This window comes from Psychroserpens ponticola (assembly GCF_023556315.2).
Classification (GTDB): domain Bacteria; phylum Bacteroidota; class Bacteroidia; order Flavobacteriales; family Flavobacteriaceae; genus Psychroserpens; species Psychroserpens ponticola.
Genome location: NZ_CP116221.1, coordinates 1,030,187 through 1,048,679, shown reverse-complemented (window position 1 = coordinate 1,048,679; position 18,493 = coordinate 1,030,187). Strand labels below are relative to the sequence as shown.

Genomic DNA, 18,493 nt, shown 5'->3' with positions numbered 1-18,493 from the left:
TCTTTTTTAGCTGAATAGCAAATTTAAGCTATTTTGTGTTGTTCTTTTTCTATAATAATCTTAAAAAGGTATATCGTTATCATCTTCTTCTGGAGCACCAAATGCATCTGAAGGTGATGGGAAATTTTCGGGTTTGAACGTATCATCATTTGCAGCTGCATTCATTTTAGAATGAAATTCACCAAAAGGTGTATCAAAATCATCAAGATTATCAAACTTACCTAAATGGCCAATAAATTTCAATCTGATATTTTCTAAACCACCATTTCTATGTTTTGCAACTATAAATTCTCCTTGACCTTCGGTAGGTGAACGATCATCATCATCCCATTCATCAATTTTATAGTATTCGGGTCTGTAAATGAAGCTTACAATATCTGCATCCTGCTCAATGGCTCCAGACTCACGTAAATCTGATAATAAAGGTCGTTTACTTCCTCCACGAGTTTCTACTGCACGAGATAATTGAGATAAGGCAATTACAGGAATGGCTAATTCTTTTGCTAGAGCTTTTAGGTTTCGTGATATGGTTGATATCTCTTGCTCACGATTCCCTCCTTTTTGACTTCCACCTGCTGTCATTAATTGCAGGTAATCAATCATAATCATTTTTATACCATATTGTGATGCTAAACGTCGAGCCTTAGCACGTAAATCGAAAATAGACAACGATGGAGTATCATCGATAAACAAAGGCGCTTTTTCTAAGGTTTTTACTTTAACATTTAATTGTTCCCATTCGTGCTTTTCTAATTTACCAGTTCTTAATTTCTCTGAAGACAAATTAGTTTCAGAAGAGATTAAACGCGTAATTAACTGTACAGAAGACATTTCTAAAGAGAAAAATGCTACAGGAATATTACTATCAACAGCAATATTTCTAGCCATTGTTAATGTTAACGCAGTTTTACCCATACCAGGACGTGCAGCAATAATAATTAAATCACTAGGTTGCCATCCAGATGTTAATCTATCTAATTTGGTAAATCCTGTAGGAATACCACTCATTCCTTCTTTGTTTGAAATCTCTTCAATTTTCTTTTTTGCTTGAATCACCAAGCTTTGAGCAGTTTCAGTAGATTTCTTGACGTTACCTTGAGTAACTTCATAAAGTTTTGCTTCAGCCGTATCTAATAAATCGAAAACATCTTTGGTTTCATCATAGGCTTCTTCAATAATTTCGTTTGAAATTTTAATCAAACTACGCTGAATAAATTTTTGTAAAATGATACGAGCATGAAATTCAATATGCGCTGAAGAAGATACGCGTTGCGTTAAAGAAATCAGGTAAAAATCGCCACCAATCAAATCTAATTTGGCATCTTTTTTAAGCTGACTAGAAACGGTTAATAAATCAATAGGTTCACTGTTTTCAAATAATTTGAAAATTGATTCAAAGATATGTTTATGAGCTTCTTTATAAAAAGCATCAGCGCTAAGAATATCAATAACCTCATCGACACCTTTTTTATCAATCATCATTGCCCCAAGCACAACCTCCTCTAAATCAATTGCTTGTGGAGGTATTTTTCCTTTTTCTAAATTTATAATTGTGCTTTTATCGACTTTATAGCCTTGTATTTGATTGGGTTGCTTCATAACTGCGAATGTAAAACAATTGTGACCTAAAACTGAAATTACAAAATTTTCAATCTTAACAGGTCATCAACAATTTAACTGTTAATAACTAGATTATATTGTTAATAGTGATAAAAAAAACCGAAACCTAAAGTTTCAGTTTTTTCAATCCTATATGAGATAAGGTTTAACCTTTAAAAACTCCCATATCAGCATATTTATCCATACGCTGTTTTACCAATTCTTTTGGTGATAAGTTTTTAAGATCTTCATGCGTCTTGATAATTGCATCTCTAACTGCTAAAAATGTTTTTTCACGATCTGTATGAGCACCTCCTAAAGGTTCTTTTATAATGGCATCAACGAGCTTCAATTTTTTCATATCAGGAGCTGTTAACTTTAGAGCCTCAGCTGCTTGTTCTTTATATTCCCAACTACGCCATAATATAGATGAACAAGATTCTGGAGAAATTACAGAATACCAAGTATTCTCTAACATCATAACCTTGTCTCCTACTCCAATTCCTAATGCTCCACCAGAAGCACCTTCACCAATAATAATGGTTATGATTGGTACTTTAAGGCGAGTCATTTCTAAAATATTTCTAGCGATCGCTTCTCCTTGTCCGCGTTCTTCAGCTTCAAAACCAGGATAAGCACCAGGAGTATCTATTAAAGTAACTACAGGGATCCCAAATTTTTCGGCAGACTTCATCAATCGTAAAGCTTTACGATAGCCTTCAGGATTAGACATTCCAAAATTTCTAAATTGCCTTGTTTTAGTATTATACCCTTTTTGTTGTCCAATGAACATATAACTTTGATCGCCAATTTTACCTAAACCACCAATCATTGCTTTGTCATCCTTAACGTTTCTATCTCCATGAAGTTCTAAAAAAGAATCGCCACAAAGTGCATTAATATGGTCTAAAGTATAGGGTCTATTTGGATGACGAGATAACTGAACACGTTGCCATGCAGTTAGGTTTTTGTATATCTCCTTTTTAGTTTCAACTAATTTTTTTTCAATTTTCTTGCAAGTCTCCGTAACATCAACATCGCTCTCTTCACCGATGATTTGACATTTTGAAAGTTGGTCCTGCAATTCTTTTATAGGAAGTTCAAATTCTAAGTATTCCATTTAAACAATTGTTTAGTTTTAGTTAGCGTACAAAACTACATATTTTTTAGATTGTAGACACGCGAAAGGTAAGTTCGATTTTGAGGTTTAACAAAAATAGCGAATATCAACATAGGAAGACAAATTTTATGTGGTTTTATCTGATATAGAAGACTCCTTTTTTTTACGTTTAAAGTTCTTCATAACGGCATCCATAAGTACAGTAATTAGAATTAAAATGGCTCCATAATAAAATTGAGTACTCATTATTTCTGTTTCAGGAAACAATAATAAAGCCAAAGCAATGCCATAAATAGGCTCTAAATTATAGGTCAAAATCACAGTATAAGGACTGATTAGGCGCATGACATCAACTGAACCGATAAATGCGTAAGCAGTACATACTGAGGCAAGTATAATTAAGTAAATCCAATCTTTGGTACTCAGATTAAAATAATCTACACTAAATCCATCATGAAAAACAAGGATAAAAAGAGTAAGGAATACAACACCACTTATAAATTCATAAAACGAAATTACAGTCGCTTGATGCACTTCAATAAAACGACCATTAATTACCGCAAATAAAGTTGAAAACAATGCTGAAGATATGCCTAATAAAATTCCGTTTAAATATTTAATTTCACTTTGGGTAATAAGAAATACACCAATAATAACAATAATTCCAAATATAATTTCATACCAAATGATCCTACGCTTGTAAATTAATGGCTCTATAAAAGATGCAAAGAAAGCTCCTGTAGAAAACATGGCTAATGTAATAGACACATTGGATTGATTAATAGCTTCAAAAAAAGTAATCCAATGTAAAGCAATGATAATTCCAGCTCCAAAAAACTTAAGTTTTGCTTTGGTACCTACTCTTATTTTTAATTTAATAATCTTAATATAGGCGAACATTAAAACACCAGCTATTAACATTCTATACCATACTAAAGCGGTAGAACCAATTGAAATTAATTCTCCTAAAATAGCTGTAAATCCAGCAATAAATACTAAAAAATGAAGATGAAGATAATTCTTGGTTTTAGCGTTTGGCATTATACAGAAGATATCCAGCTAATATACCAAAAACCAAATTAGGAAACCAAACGGCTACAATTGGCGAAAAATCAGATTGTTCAGCCATCACACCAAACACTTTATCAAAGAAGACATAAACCATGGCAATTGTAATTCCGACGGCTAAATTTACGCCCATTCCACCTCTTCTTTTAACAGAAGATACAGCAACAGCAATAATTGTTAGAATAAATACAGATACTGGCAAACTCCATTTCTTATATTTTACCACTTCGTAACGACCAATATTTGATGAACCTCTTTGCTTTTCTTTTTCAATAAACCTATTAAGCTCTCCATATTGAAGGGTTTCTGCAATGTAGACTACTGGTGTCAAATCATCTACATCAAATGAAAATAAGGTGTCTTTTCGTCGTGTAGTTTCAATAATATCATCATGTTCGCCAACAATTCTTTTAGAATAATTTACTAGTCGATACGTTGAATCCATATAAGTAATTGAATTCGCAGAAATTTTATATTTCAATTCATTACCTTCAAAATGTTCAAACGTAAAATTATTTCCACGCTTTGAATTTGGATCAAAATTACTCACATAAATAAAGTCGTTATCATTTATTTGCCTGTAAATATTTTGAGTTTTCACTAGACCCTTATTACTTTTCAAGTAATTATATTTAAACGTATTAAATCCTTTACTTGCTTTTGGAGCTAAATACAATCCTAGTAATAATGCAAAGGCTGATACAATTGTTGCTCCTATTAAATAAGGTCTCAAAAACCTTGTAAAAGACACACCAGAACTTAAAAAAGCGACAATTTCGGTATTATTAGCTAACTTAGAAGTAAACCAGATGACAGATAAAAACAAAAAAATAGGAAATAATAAATTGGCAAAATAGATTGTAAAATCTAAATAATATTGGGCTACTGCAGGAAAAGGAACTTCCTGTTCTAATATTTTTCCAATTTTTTCAGCAAGGTTAACTGTTATACCTATAGGAATAAACAGAAGTAACATCATCAAAAATGTGAACAAATAGCGTTTTAATATGTACCAATCTAATATTTTCAGCATTATAAGCGCTTATCCATTTGTTTAACCATTTTGTCTTTCCATTCTCTAAAATCTCCTGCTAAGATATGCTTTCTAGCTTCTCTTACCAACCACATATAAAATCCGAGATTATGAATCGTAGCAATTTGTTTTCCTAGCAATTCGTTTACAGTAAACAAATGTCTAAGATACGCTTTACTATATTCGGTATCTACAAACGTTATTCCCATTTCATCAACAGGAGAAAAATCGTCTGCCCATTTAAGGTTTTTAATGTTAATGCTTCCATGCGCTGTAAACAACATTCCGTTTCTAGCGTTTCGTGTTGGCATAACACAATCAAACATATCAACACCAAGTGCAATATTTTCCAAAATATTTATTGGTGTTCCAACTCCCATTAAATAACGAGGTTTATCCCAAGGCAAAATTTCACATACCACATCTGTCATTGCGTACATTTCTTCGGCTGGTTCACCAACAGATAAACCACCAATTGCATTTCCTTGAGCTCCTGCGTTGGCAATATATTCAGCAGATTGCTGTCTTAAATCTTTATAGGTACTTCCTTGAACAATAGGGAAAAATGTTTGCTCATAATCATACATGAATGGCGTTTTATCTAAATGCTTTAAACAACGCTCTAACCAACGATGCGTCATGTGCATCGATCGTTTAGCATAATTATAATCACAAGGATATGGTGTACATTCATCAAAAGCCATAATGATATCGGCTCCTATACTTCGCTGAATTTCCATCACATTTTCTGGCGTGAATACATGGTAACTTCCGTCGATATGTGATTTGAATTTTACACCTTCCTCCTTAATTTTTCTATTAGCAGATAATGAATATACTTGATAACCGCCTGAATCTGTTAAGATATTCCGATCCCAATTCATAAACTTATGCAAACCACCTGCTTTTTCTAAAATTGGTGTTTGCGGTCTCAAGAATAAATGATAGGTATTTCCTAAGATTATATCAGGATTGATATCATTTTTAAGTTCTCTTTGGTGTACGCCTTTTACAGAAGCAACAGTTCCAACAGGCATAAATATTGGTGTCTCAATTTTGCCATGATCTGTGGTAATTACTCCAGCTCTGGCTTTACTTTGAGGATCACTAGCTTTTAATTCAAAATTCATAAAGTTCATTCATCAGTGAGCAAAGATAATTATCTAGACGTATTATGGTCTTAAACATTTAATAAAATTATACTAGTAAAAACTTAAAACTCAGATTCATTATTTTAAAACGCTTTCAAATTGTTAGCAACTGACCAAAATCGTTAATAAGTGACAGGTTCCTATTTTTGATTAGGCTTATGAAAACTTTATTTTTGATGCTGAAATTACTCACACTATTTATATGCCAAACACACAACAATTACAAGATTTTACAACTCAAGTTCGTAGAGATATTTTACGAATGGTTCACAAGGTAAACTCAGGCCATCCAGGTGGTTCTTTAGGATGTGCTGAATTCTTCGTCGCATTATACCAAGATATTATGGATCGAAAAGACACGTTTGATATGGACGGAATTGGTGAAGACCTTTTCTTCCTTTCTAATGGACATATTTCTCCAGTTTTTTATAGTGTTCTTGCGAGATCAGGATATTTTCCTGTAGAAGAATTAAATACATTCAGGCTGATTAATACAAGATTACAAGGTCATCCAACAACTCACGAAGGTTTGCCTGGTATTCGTGTCGCTTCAGGATCTTTAGGACAAGGATTCTCTGTTGCTTTAGGTGCTGCTCAAACAAAAAAACTAAATAACGATAAACATCTCGTTTACAGTTTACATGGTGATGGCGAATTACAAGAAGGACAAAATTGGGAAGGGATTATGTATGCTGCTGGAAACAATGTAGATAATATTATTTCTACTATTGATTTAAACGGACAACAAATTGACGGTTCTACAGATGTTGTTTTGCCTATGGGAAGTATCAGAGCTAAATTTGAAGCTTTTGGTTGGACCGTTGTAGATATTGAAAACGGAAATGATATCGATGCGATTTTAAAAGGAATGGCTGAAGCTAAATCATTAACAGGAAAAGGAAAACCCGTTTGTGTCTTATTAAAAACAATTATGGGAAATGGTGTTGACTTTATGATGCATACTCACGCTTGGCATGGTAAAGCGCCTAATGATGAGCAATTAGAAAATGGATTAGCACAAAATGCTGAAACTTTAGGAGACTATTAATCATCAATCAAGAAAGACAATGAAAACATATACAAATACAGGAAATAAAGATACACGCTCAGGTTTTGGAGCTGGACTAACAGAATTAGGACAAACCAATGAAAATGTTGTAGCACTCTGTGCTGACTTAATTGGCTCATTAAAAATGGACGATTTTAAAGCGAATCATCCAGAACGTTTTTTTCAAGTAGGAATTGCTGAAGCAAATATGATAGGCTTAGCCGCAGGTATGACTATTGGTGGAAAAATTCCATTTACGGGTACATTTGCTAACTTTTCTACTGGTCGTGTTTATGACCAAATAAGACAAAGTGTTGCCTATTCTGATAAGAATGTAAAAATCTGTGCATCTCACGCAGGATTAACTTTAGGTGAAGATGGAGCAACACACCAAATCCTTGAAGATATTGGGTTAATGAAAATGTTGCCTGGAATGACTGTCATTAACACTTGTGATTACAATCAAACCAAAGCTGCAACTATTGCTATTGCTGAACATCATGGACCAGTGTATTTACGCTTCGGAAGACCAAAAGTAGCCAACTTTACTCCTGAAGATCAAACTTTTGAAATTGGCAAAGCAATTCGTCTAACTGAAGGTGATGACATTACTATTGTTGCTACTGGTCATTTGGTTTGGGAAGCTCTTGAAGCTGCAAAAGAATTAAATGAAAAAGGAATATCTGCTGAAGTTATTAATATTCACACCATCAAACCTTTAGATGATAAAGCTATTTTAGATTCTGTTGCTAAAACGGGTTGTATTGTTACTGCTGAAGAACACAATCATTTAGGTGGTTTAGGTGAAAGTGTAGCTAGAGTATTGGCTCAACATCGTCCAACGCCTCAAGAGTTTGTAGCAACTAATGATACTTTTGGTGAATCTGGAACTCCAGCTCAGCTTATGGATAAATATGGTCTTAATGCTGATGCAATTCTAAAGGCATCAAATAAGGTGTTGAAGAGAAAAAATTAAAGATCTGGATTTAGTATTAACTATAATCAAGATGTTTAATTTATTCAATCATTTAAGCTATTTATAAGAAAATATTAAACAAAAAAAAAGCCGTTAAAAACGGCTTTTTTTTGTTTAATTATCTTCTTCTTGATTTGAAATTGCTGTTCCCGAATCTAAATAATTAGGAATACCATCTTCATCTGTATCATCATTAGTAGGATCTCCATCATTATCGAGATCTTCATATTTCGTTAATATACCATCACCATCATCATCTATGTCTAAAAAATCAGGTAAATCATTATTATCGGTATCATCATCAAAAACATTACCATCATTATTTAAGTCTTCTATGTAAGACATGATTAAATCTCCGTCATGATCATTAGCTTCAGTCGTATATAATTCAAACTTAAATATAAGGTTTGAATATGAAGAAATACCAAAAGGAGGTGCATTAAAATAAGCCAAGCCAGATGGAACAAACATTACTCCTAAACCATAATTATCGTAAGAGTATGTACCATCTTCGTTTTCAACAATCTCAGTAGTAGTTCCAAAATTTGGCAAAACCAATCGCCAAGCTTCAATAAGCGTAATAAGATCTAAATCTTCTGAATTTGCTGTACTATCAAAATCTTCTCCATCAGTTAAAAGTCCAATATAATTAATATTAACTGTATCTGATGAATATGGAGTATCTCCTCCTCCTTGATTTAGTTTAAGTGTATAATATTCATATTCAACATCTCTATATTCAGCAGTAAATGTTTCAATAGCATCAATTAATAACGTATTGATATCAGGATTTGGTAAATCTTCATAATTACCATTCACATCTATAGGAAGCTCCGATATTTCAATATCATCGTAAGTATAATTACCTGGAGTTTCAAACGTTGAAGAATTGTAGTAATGTGTGCTTAAGTAATCTAATAAAGAATCTTTATCGGCTGCTTGTTGCTCTGTTCTATCTCTTGGTGGTATTGATACAAAATCACTTTCATCATCTTTACAAGAGGTAAAACACAAAACTGAAAGTAATAGAATTACTATGGTATTTCTAAAAGTCATAATTTAGATTTCTTTTCTTTAACATACATTCAAAATAATGCGACCTATTTTAAATGATACAATATTGCTTATTTTTAGGGTGCAAGATACAATAATATATATTTTTGCATCAAACAATTAACGCCATTTTTACAACTTTAATATGCGAGTAGATAAATACCTTTGGAGTATTAGATATTTTAAGACCAGAAGCATTGCAACAAATGCATGTAAAAAAGGTCATGTAAAAGTAAATGGCAAAGCCGTTAAACCAAGTAGAGAGGTTTATGCAACTGATAAAATTGAATTACGAAAGGATCAAATTAATTATATCATTATCGTAAATGATTTACCAGAGAGTAGAGTTGGTGCAAAATTAGTAGATCTTTACAGAAAAGATATCACACCTAAAGAAGCCTTTGATGCTAAAGACTTATTAAAATATTCAAAAGATTATTATAGAAAAAAAGGAGTTGGAAGACCTACAAAAAAAGACAGAAGAGATATTGATGATTTTTATGACACACCAGATAAAGATATCTAAAATTTAAACAATCATTAACAAACTCTTTTTTATCTTTGAAGAAATCGGAAATAGTATGAGCATTACTAAAAATATAATTCTCAATCATCAGGAAATACAGCATAAAATAAGACGTATTGCTTATCAAATTTATGAAAGCAATGTGTACGAAGAAGATATCATTTTAGCTGGAATTGAAAGTAATGGCTATATATTAGCAAAAAAACTCAAACAAAACCTTGAGAAAATTTCAAATTTAAAACCGATTCTATGTAAAGTCCAGATTGATAAAAAAAATCCGCAGGCTCCAATAATGACATCTTTAAATCAAGATGAATACATCAATAAGTCAATAGTTCTTGTTGACGATGTTCTAAATTCTGGCAGTACATTAATATATGGTGTAAAACACTTTTTAGATGTCCCACTTAAGCAATTTAAAACTGCAGTTCTTGTTAATAGAAATCATAAAAAATATCCTGTAAAAGCAGATTTTAAAGGCATATCACTATCTACTTCCCTTAACGAACATATAGAGATTATTCTATCAGGAAAAACACATAAAGCATATTTAGAATAATTGTAATAGTATAGATTCTACTACTTCTTCAACCGATTTATCATCAGTCTTGATACTCATATTGGATCTTTCATAGAAAGCAGCTCTTTCAAATAAATGCTTCCCTATAAATTCATTTAGTTGCTCAATTGTATTTATATGTGCAATTAATGGCCTTTTACACCTCTCATCAAACAATCTTTTAGATAATGTTGGGATATTTGCTTTTAGGTAAATACTAGTAGACTCATTAGAATCTAAAATTCGTTCCATATTGTTTCCATAACAAGGTGTACCTCCTCCAAGAGAAACAATAGTTTTTTTTAACTTAATTATTTTGTCTAAGTATTTACTTTCAGCCTTTCTAAAATATATTTCTCCTTTGGTTTCAAAAATGGTTTTAATTGATGCATTTTCTTGAATTTCAATAAAATCATCAAAGTCCACATAATCATAGTTAAGAACTTTCGCTAATTCCCTTCCAATAATAGACTTTCCAGACCCCATATATCCAACTAAAATTAACATCATTTTCTTCTTATAAATTGATTATTAAAAACATAAGTAACAAGATAACAAAAAAACAAAAAAATATCCAATAATAGGTTTGGAATATTAATTAAACGTTTTATATTTGCACCCTCGTTAGAGAAACTTAATGACCAGTTAGCTCAGTTGGCAGAGCATCTCCCTTTTAAGGAGAGGGTCCTGGGTTCGAGCCCCAGACTGGTCACAACAAAAAAAGTTAAGCATTCGCTTAGCTTTTTTTTTATCTTTACTTAAAATAATGCGCACGTGGCGGAATTGGTAGACGCGCCAGCTTGAGGGGTTGGTGGACATTAGTCCGTGGAAGTTCGAGTCTTCTCGTGCGCACATTAATCCCTTGTTTACTTAAAAAAAAATCTTCAACCACATATTCAAATAAAAAAAGTTTATTTTTGTTTAATCTTTTTCTATTAAAAATGAACAACATAAAAAGTACGTTTAGTATAAAAGACCTAGAAAATCTGAGTGGTATCAAAGCACATACCATTAGAATTTGGGAAAAAAGATACAACTTACTACAGCCAGAAAGAACAGGTACAAATATTAGATATTACAGTTTGAGTAATCTTCAAAAACTGTTAAACATTAGCTATTTAAACAATAATGGCTATAAAATCTCAAAATTAGCAACTGTTAAAACTTCAGAAATCGTAGAATTAGTAAGAGAAGTCGCTATAAATGATGGTACAAATAACCATGTATTGACCGCCTTCAAACTTTCAATGATTAATTTTGATCAAAAGTTATTTTATGACACGTATTCATATTTAGAAAAAGAAAAATCATTCACAGATATTTTTTATGATGACTTTATTCCTTTACTAAATCAAATAGGAATGCTCTGGCAAACAGACACCATCACTCCTGCTCATGAACATTTTGCTACGACTTTAATTCGGCAAAAAATTCTTATAAATACTGAAATCCTTCAGTCTCAAAATCAAGTAAACTCTAAAAAGACGTTTGTTCTATTTTTACCTGATAATGAAGTCCATGAACTTGGACTTATGATGATAAACTATAAAATCATTGAAAACGGACATCAAAGTATTTATTTAGGTCAAAGTGTTCCAACCGATAGCCTAAAGGACATTTTAAATTACTATGACGAAATTACGTTTATATCTTATTTTACAGTAAAACCTGAAAAAGAAAATATTAAAAATTATATTAAAGTCTTTTCCGAAAGCATCCTTAAAAATAAACTTACCAAACTTTGGATATTAGGTAAACAGTTAGATGAAATTGATTTAAACTCACTACCTAAACAAATTGTTCCTTTTAAAACAATAAAAGATTTAGTTAAAAAACTATAAAATTTTGTTATCAAAACCATTTTTTGTTTAACTTTTTTGTAATTTTGTTAAACAATGAAAAAAACTGTTTCAATTATTGGTTCTGGATTTTCCGCTTTAGCAGCATCATGTTATTTAGCTAAAGCAGGTTTTAGTGTTACCATATTTGAAAAAAACAAAACTATTGGTGGTCGTGCTAGGCAACTAAAGAAAGAAGGGTTCACTTTTGATATTGGTCCAACATGGTATTGGATGCCTGATGTTTTTGAGCGCTTCTTTTCAGATTTTAATAAAAGCCCAGAAGACTATTATAAACTAGAAAAACTAAATCCAGCCTATAGCGTTTATTTCGGAAAAGATGATTACATCACTATTGAGGATACTATAGATAAAATTTGTGCCGCTTTTGAAAATGAAGAAAAAGGGAGTTCAAAAAAGCTCATGAAATTCATTAACAATGCACAAGATAATTATGATGTAGCAATAAAAGATTTAGTTTACAGACCTGGAGTTTCACCTTTCGAATTGGTAACACCTGTTACCATAAAAAAAATCAATCAGTTTTTTAGTACCATAAAAAAAGATGTCAGGAAAGCATTTAGCAATGATAGATTAGCTATGATTCTTGAATTCCCTGTACTTTTTCTTGGTGCTAAACCTGATAATACACCTTCATTTTATAGCTTTATGAATTATGCCGATTTTGGAATTGGAACATTTCATCCTAAAAAAGGCATGTATCAAGTTATTCTAGCTATGGAAACTTTAGCAAAGAGCTTAGGTGTGACTATTAAAACTGAAAATCCAATCGATAAGATCATCGTAGATAATGGAAAAGCTACTGGGATTATCGCAAATAACATAACATATAATAGCGATATTATTTTAAGTGGAGCAGATTATCATCATACTGAAACACTTTTAGATTCTAATTATGTGCAATATTCTGAAACATATTGGGAGAAAAAAACCTTTGCGCCTTCTTCCTTATTGTTTTATGTAGGCTTTGATAAAAAACTAAAAAATGTTAACCACCATACCTTATTTTTTGATGTAGATTTTGACGTTCATGCGAAAGATATTTATGATACACCGAAGTGGCCAGAAAATCCATTGTTTTATGCAAGTTTTCCTTCAATAACAGACAGCAATGCTGCTCCTGAAGGCAGAGAAGCTGGGATTTTCTTAATTCCATTAGCTCCAGGACTAGAAGATACTTCAGAATTAAGAGAACAATATTTTAACAAGATTATTAATCGATTTGAAATGCTCACTTCTCAAAGCGTTGAAAAAAGCATTATCTTTAAAGAGTCCTTTTGTGTTAATGATTTTATACAAGATTACAATTCCTATAAAGGTAATGCTTATGGAATGGCAAATACACTTTTACAAACCGCTTTTTTGAGACCAAAATTGAAAAGCAAAAAAGTGAACAATCTTTATTTTACAGGACAACTAACGGTTCCAGGACCAGGAGTTCCGCCTTCACTAATTTCAGGAAAGTTAGTCGCAGAACTTATTAAAAAACACCACAACAACAGATGAAAGCCATTTTTGATACCGTTTCTTACCAATGTAGTAAGGTTGTTACCAAATCTTACAGCACGTCATTTTCATTAGCAACAAAAATGCTGGCAAGTTCAATTCGCCAAGACATTTACAATATTTATGGATTTGTAAGATTTGCCGATGAAATTGTTGATAGTTTCCATGACTATGACAAAGAACTATTATTTAATAAGTTTACAAATGATTTAGAATTAGCGCTAGAACATAAAATTAGTCTGAACCCAATTTTAAATTCGTTTCAAGAAACCTATCATAAATATGCTATTGAAAAAAGTATGGTTGATGCATTTATGAAAAGTATGCGACTCGATTTACACAAACAAAATTACCTTACAGATACAGAATATAAAAACTATATTTATGGCTCTGCTGATGTGGTTGGATTAATGTGCCTGAAAGTGTTTGTTAAAGGTGATCAAGAAAAATATGATGCTCTTAAAGATTCTGCAATGAGCTTAGGTTCTGCTTTTCAGAAAGTAAATTTCTTAAGAGATTTGAAAGTTGATTTTGAAGATTTAAGTAGAACTTATTTTCCAAATACAAATCTTAATCATTTAGATGAAGATTCTAAAAAAACAATTATAGATGACATAGAGCGTGATTTTGAAAAAGGCCTTAAAGGCATCAAAAACTTACCTATAGAAGCTAAATTTGGTGTATTTATGGCGTATAGATATTATAGTCAGTTGCTGAAAAAATTAAAGAAAACTCCAGCTTTAGATATAAAATCGACAAGAATTAGAGTACCAAACTACAAGAAGTTTGAGTTACTTACCAGAAGCTATGTCAAATATCAATTAAATCTATTATAATCGTATGCAAACTGTATTGTGGATTCTTATTTTTTTAGGTGTCTTTTGCACTATGGAATTTATGGCTTGGTTTACTCATAAATACGTCATGCATGGATTTTTATGGAATTTACATAAAGATCATCACAAAAAAGATCACAACAGTTGGTTTGAACGAAATGATGCATTTTTTATTTTTTATGCTTTAGTCAGTATGACTTGTTTTTATTTATGGAGCTATGAAAACATGTGGTTTTGCTTACCAATCGCTCTTGGCATTATGGCCTATGGTGCAACTTACTTTTTAGTTCACGACATTTTTATTCATCAACGTTTAAAAATGTTTAGAAATGCTAATAATTGGTACGCAAAAGGTGTTAGACGTGCTCATAAAATGCATCATAAACACTTAGGAAAAGCTGATGGCGAATGCTTCGGAATGTTATTCGTACCTTTCAAATATTTCAAAAAATAAGTATTTATTTATGACTGAAAGTTCCCATTTCGATTATATCATCATTGGAAATGGTTTGGCTGGTTTTCAACTGGCTTTAAAATTGTCTGAAGATTCCTATTTTAAGAATAAGCAAATTGCTCTTATCGACCCTTCAGAAAAAAACACCAATGATAAAACGTGGAGTTTTTGGCAAAAGGATACTTCTCAATGGAGTTCTATCATTCATAAATCTTGGAAGAATGCATCTGTAATCACTTCTAAAAAGAAAATAAATTTAGAGTTAAACCCATATACTTATCATGCAATAAAAGCAATCGATTTTTATAATTATGCTAAAACTCAACTTAGAGAAAAAGATAACATTCATTTTATAACTGAAAAAGCATCTTCTGTTAAAGCTAATGAAACAGTTTTAGTGTCAACAGATAAAAACAATTACACAGCATTACATATTTTTGATAGTCGGATTCCCGAAGAATTCTCTATTAAGAATAACGATAATATTTCGATCATTCAGCATTTTAAAGGTTGGATTATAAAAACTGATAGTGAATGTTTTGATGACACGAAAATCACAATGATGGATTATCGTTTGAAAGATGAAAACCAAACCACATTTATGTATGTCTTGCCTTTTTCAAAAACCGAAGCCTTAGTAGAATTCACATATTTTACCGAAAACTTGGTCGATCAAACTATTTATGATTCCTACATTAAAACATATATCAAAGACTATTTACAAATAGACAACTACACTATGGTAGAAACTGAAGTTGGTCAAATTCCAATGACCAACTATGACTTCTCTAAATTTAACACCAACAAAGTAACCAAAATTGGAACAGGAGGTGGTTGGGTAAAAGGCTCAACAGGATATTCCTTCAAACATACTGAAAAGAAAGTCGCAAAAATAATAGAGAATATTAAAGCCAACAAAATACCTTCTCACAATTTATTTAAGAGTAAATATAAATTTTACGACAAAATTTTTCTAAAAACTCTTAAAGATGATAATCATAAAGGTGAATGGATTTTCGAGCAATTTTATAGCAAAAACTCCGTTCAAACCATGTTTAAATTTTTAGATGAAGACTCCACATTTTTAGAAGATATAAAAATCATGTCTTCGCTGTTCTCTTGGTCATTTATTAAAGCCTTTTTTAAAACGCTTTAAGCAACTCATCAATCGTATTGGTTACAGCGTCACTATTCCAATCTGCTGGACCAGTTTTATCAATTACAATCTCTCCTGTTTTACTTATGACGAATGTTCTTGGAATTGAAGATACATTAAATTCTTTAGGATGTTCAGTTACTGATTGGTAGACATTAAAACTATACTCTTTTTTAGACATAAACTTTTCAATTACTGAAACCTCTTCATTTGATACAAATAAAAACACGACATCTTCATTGTCTTTATAATTCTGATAAAGTTCTTCCATACTTGGCATTTCTGCAATACATGGTGGACACCACGTTGCCCAAAAGTTTATGACAACCACTTTTTCTTTAGCTGAATTAAAATCAAAATTAGTTTCAGAAATACCTCTAAGCTCCCAATCGTAGCTGGAAAGTATTTTTCGTTCTGAGTGATCAATTACTGAAGGTTTTACAATTAAAGTAATGCCTTTATTTATAAACACCTGAATTGGTTGTCTTGTCTGCGGAATAAGTAGCAACGCAATTACAATTAAAAATATGAGATTGTAAATTTTTGATTTTTTAGATCTAGCCATAATAACAAAATAAAGAAACGCATTACCATAGTCGGCAATGCGTTTCAAATCTAACATCAAAATATCAATAAATTTTTCTTTTTCATAAGTAATTAGACAAACTCCTTGTATATTTTAATTTCAAAAACACAATGAAACGTCAGTTCGAGTGATTTTGTCGTACGATAAATAGTATCGAGAACAAATTTTAAGTTAAAATTCTTATTCTCGATACTATTTTCACTTATTTTCAATCGTAAAATTCACTCGAATTGACGAATTTCATTAAAACAAACAACGACTTATATTAGTTTCTAGTTACAGATCCTGAAATTGTAGCTACTGGTCCCATTCCCATAGAAATAGCAGTATGTGTCATTGCAGTTGCAGGAACCATATGAGCTAAAGGTTTTAGGGTAAATGGCATCGGACTATTATCTGGGCTTGGTTCAACTGAAATCACAATTGTTGCACCTCTTAAATCTGTTGGAAACGTCATTCCTGTTGGAGCATTTTGTAAATAATCTTCTCCAGGGTATCCAGGACCATTTCCTGCATCACCTTTAAACATTGAAGTTGCAGCATTTTCATCTGCAGCAGCAGGATCAGTAAATGTTCCTGTACTTATTGGAGTGCCTTCTAAAACTGCCCAACCTTCGTATTTCCAACCTTCAGTTAACACAGGTAAATCTAATCCTGTCATTCCTGTTCCACTTGAATTATCTAAAAACCAAACACCACTTTCTTCATTAGTATCATCTGTATCAGTAGGAGTTGCTAAAATATAAGTTCCTGTCGAAGCACTAAAATCTCCAACAATACCATCAGAATTCACATTAGCAGAAGCTCCTAAAAAATCACCTGCTAAAATTTTTGTTGCAGCTGGCGCTGGATCTAAATCAACTGCTGGTTCAATAGAAAGTACAAAGGTTGTTGCACTATTTAAATCTGAAGTATTGACTGAAAAGGTTTGAGGAAACGTCACACTGGTAAACGTTCCTGTAGAAACTGGCGCTCCATCTACAATAATCCATCCTTCGTAAACAAAATCATTACCTAAAGCTTCTAAACCTGCTAAGTTCAAAACTAAATCTGAATTTGTTGGAGCACTACTTGTGTTATCGTCATCACTACTGCATGAAGTGGCTACAAATCCTAGTGCCAAAATTGCTAAAAACATTTTTTTAATCATCATTTAAAATTTTAAAGTTATTTAATACTTCAAAATTATAGTTTGACATTATTAAAAAATGTTAGCTAGCTAACACTAAGCACTTTTTTTTAAAATTCTTATCTCTTTTCGGTTGAAATCGATATAATTCTCTTCTTTAAGCTCGTTTAGAAGAATATTAAGTGTTGGTCTTGAAGTACCAATTAAAGACGCGATATCTTTTTGAGTGTATGGATGTTTAATAACGTGATCTCCTGTTTTGTCACAATCATAGCCGTAATCTGAACAAAGCTCATCTAAAAACTCGATTAATCGCGTTTTAGTATCTTTAAATAATAACAGTTGAAGTCGGCGTTCTAATTTTTTAAATTTAAATCCAATAAACTTATAGATTTTAAAACTGAAGGTTTGATTATCACGCATTAATTCATGCAATGTGGTTACTCCTATTGGACAAATAGACGTAGCATTATCAATAGACTGCGCAAATTCATCTCTAACATTATCACCAAGTATAGCCTTTTCACCAAATAATTCTCCTTTCGATAAAATTGCTTTTACAATTTCATCACCATTGTCGTTGTAATAACCAATCTTTACTTTACCTTTTTCGATGAGATAGACTTTGTTAGCTGAATCCTCTTCAAAGTAGATGTAATCCTTCTTTTTATAAGCATCAAAATCATGTTCTTTTTTATAGGCTTTGAATTTATGAGGACAAAGCACCTTAAATAGATTGACATCATCAAAGAACCAAATGGATTGCATTTTGAGTATTTTATTGTTAGATAATATTCAAGTCGTATTAAACCTTTAATCCTTACATTTTTATCA

At 31.7% G+C, this 18,493-nt stretch carries 19 protein-coding genes and 2 tRNA genes; 11 read left to right on the top strand and 10 right to left on the bottom strand.

The window, feature by feature from the left end; all coding sequences use genetic code 11:
• Positions 1–60: 60 nt before the first annotated feature.
• From dnaB to tgt, 5 genes are all read right to left on the bottom strand, one after another.
• Entirely contained in the window at positions 61–1,599 is a 1,539-nt protein-coding gene (gene dnaB / locus MUN68_RS04670; protein ID WP_249997208.1) for a replicative DNA helicase, read from the bottom strand.
• A 166-nt stretch (positions 1,600–1,765) separates the two neighbouring features.
• Positions 1,766–2,719, bottom strand: coding sequence for an acetyl-CoA carboxylase carboxyltransferase subunit alpha (locus tag MUN68_RS04665; RefSeq protein ID WP_249997207.1), 954 nt, complete (start codon positions 2,717–2,719; stop codon positions 1,766–1,768).
• A gap of 126 nt (positions 2,720–2,845) precedes the next feature.
• Positions 2,846–3,760, bottom strand: a complete 915-nt coding sequence (locus MUN68_RS04660; protein ID WP_249997206.1) for a DMT family transporter — start codon at positions 3,758–3,760, stop codon at positions 2,846–2,848.
• Positions 3,747–4,820, bottom strand: coding sequence for an LptF/LptG family permease (locus MUN68_RS04655; protein WP_249997205.1), 1,074 nt, complete (start codon positions 4,818–4,820; stop codon positions 3,747–3,749). The genes MUN68_RS04660 and MUN68_RS04655 overlap by 14 nt, the downstream gene beginning before the upstream one ends.
• A complete protein-coding gene (gene tgt, locus MUN68_RS04650; RefSeq protein WP_249997204.1) occupies positions 4,820–5,950 on the bottom strand; it encodes a tRNA guanosine(34) transglycosylase Tgt in 1,131 nt (376 codons plus the stop codon). The genes MUN68_RS04655 and tgt overlap by 1 nt, the downstream gene beginning before the upstream one ends.
• A gap of 223 nt (positions 5,951–6,173) precedes the next feature.
• Between tgt and MUN68_RS04645 the strand changes: the two genes are divergently transcribed.
• Together MUN68_RS04645 and MUN68_RS04640 are read left to right on the top strand one after the other, a co-directional pair.
• Positions 6,174–7,019 carry a transketolase gene (locus MUN68_RS04645; protein ID WP_249997202.1) on the top strand — a complete coding sequence of 282 codons (846 nt, stop codon included), beginning with the start codon at positions 6,174–6,176 and terminating at the stop codon, positions 7,017–7,019.
• Positions 7,020–7,038: 19 nt separating this feature from the next.
• Positions 7,039–7,995, top strand: coding sequence for a transketolase family protein (locus MUN68_RS04640; RefSeq protein ID WP_249997201.1), 957 nt, complete (start codon positions 7,039–7,041; stop codon positions 7,993–7,995).
• Positions 7,996–8,109: 114 nt separating this feature from the next.
• On the opposite strand, the gene MUN68_RS04635 is transcribed toward MUN68_RS04640, so the two are convergent.
• Positions 8,110–9,051, bottom strand: a complete 942-nt coding sequence (locus MUN68_RS04635; RefSeq protein WP_249997200.1) for an FKBP-type peptidyl-prolyl cis-trans isomerase — start codon at positions 9,049–9,051, stop codon at positions 8,110–8,112.
• Between the two features lie 142 nt (positions 9,052–9,193).
• Here MUN68_RS04635 and MUN68_RS04630 point away from each other — a divergent pair, with 142 nt between their 5' ends.
• A complete protein-coding gene (locus MUN68_RS04630) occupies positions 9,194–9,574 on the top strand; it encodes an RNA-binding S4 domain-containing protein (RefSeq protein ID WP_249997199.1) in 381 nt (126 codons plus the stop codon).
• A 55-nt stretch (positions 9,575–9,629) separates the two neighbouring features.
• Positions 9,630–10,133: a phosphoribosyltransferase family protein gene (locus tag MUN68_RS04625; RefSeq protein ID WP_249997198.1), complete on the top strand. Its 504-nt coding sequence runs from the start codon at positions 9,630–9,632 to the stop codon at positions 10,131–10,133.
• Here MUN68_RS04625 and MUN68_RS04620 read toward each other — a convergent pair.
• On the bottom strand, positions 10,125–10,643 hold the full coding sequence (locus MUN68_RS04620; protein WP_249997197.1) for a shikimate kinase: 519 nt from the start codon (positions 10,641–10,643) through the stop codon (positions 10,125–10,127). The genes MUN68_RS04625 and MUN68_RS04620 overlap by 9 nt on opposite strands.
• Before the next feature lie 129 nt (positions 10,644–10,772).
• On the opposite strand from MUN68_RS04620, the gene MUN68_RS04615 reads away from it, so the two are divergent.
• From MUN68_RS04615 to MUN68_RS04585, 7 genes are all read left to right on the top strand, one after another.
• Positions 10,773–10,845 (top strand) — tRNA-Lys (locus tag MUN68_RS04615).
• Positions 10,846–10,901: 56 nt separating this feature from the next.
• Positions 10,902–10,985 (top strand) — tRNA-Leu (locus MUN68_RS04610).
• Positions 10,986–11,074: 89 nt separating this feature from the next.
• Positions 11,075–11,974 carry a MerR family transcriptional regulator gene (locus MUN68_RS04605; RefSeq protein WP_249997195.1) on the top strand — a complete coding sequence of 300 codons (900 nt, stop codon included), beginning with the start codon at positions 11,075–11,077 and terminating at the stop codon, positions 11,972–11,974.
• 54 nt (positions 11,975–12,028) lie between these two features.
• Positions 12,029–13,498 (top strand): phytoene desaturase family protein, encoded by a 1,470-nt coding sequence (locus MUN68_RS04600; protein WP_249997194.1) that lies wholly within the window; start codon positions 12,029–12,031, stop codon positions 13,496–13,498.
• Positions 13,495–14,334, top strand: coding sequence for a phytoene/squalene synthase family protein (locus MUN68_RS04595; protein ID WP_249997193.1), 840 nt, complete (start codon positions 13,495–13,497; stop codon positions 14,332–14,334). Before MUN68_RS04600 ends, MUN68_RS04595 begins: the two co-directional genes overlap by 4 nt.
• Positions 14,335–14,338: 4 nt before the next feature.
• Positions 14,339–14,788, top strand: coding sequence for a sterol desaturase family protein (locus tag MUN68_RS04590; RefSeq protein ID WP_249997192.1), 450 nt, complete (start codon positions 14,339–14,341; stop codon positions 14,786–14,788).
• 10 nt (positions 14,789–14,798) lie between these two features.
• Positions 14,799–15,944 (top strand): lycopene cyclase family protein, encoded by a 1,146-nt coding sequence (locus MUN68_RS04585; protein WP_249997191.1) that lies wholly within the window; start codon positions 14,799–14,801, stop codon positions 15,942–15,944.
• Here MUN68_RS04585 and MUN68_RS04580 read toward each other — a convergent pair.
• The 3 genes from MUN68_RS04580 to MUN68_RS04570 all read right to left on the bottom strand — a co-directional run bounded on the left by MUN68_RS04580 (position 15,931) and on the right by MUN68_RS04570 (position 18,427).
• Positions 15,931–16,566, bottom strand: coding sequence for a TlpA family protein disulfide reductase (locus tag MUN68_RS04580; protein WP_249997190.1), 636 nt, complete (start codon positions 16,564–16,566; stop codon positions 15,931–15,933). The genes MUN68_RS04585 and MUN68_RS04580 overlap by 14 nt on opposite strands.
• A 229-nt stretch (positions 16,567–16,795) precedes the next feature.
• Positions 16,796–17,683, bottom strand: a complete 888-nt coding sequence (locus tag MUN68_RS04575; RefSeq protein ID WP_249997188.1) for an anti-sigma factor — start codon at positions 17,681–17,683, stop codon at positions 16,796–16,798.
• A 72-nt stretch (positions 17,684–17,755) separates the two neighbouring features.
• Entirely contained in the window at positions 17,756–18,427 is a 672-nt protein-coding gene (locus tag MUN68_RS04570; protein WP_249997187.1) for a Crp/Fnr family transcriptional regulator, read from the bottom strand.
• Positions 18,428–18,493: the final 66 nt, after the last annotated feature.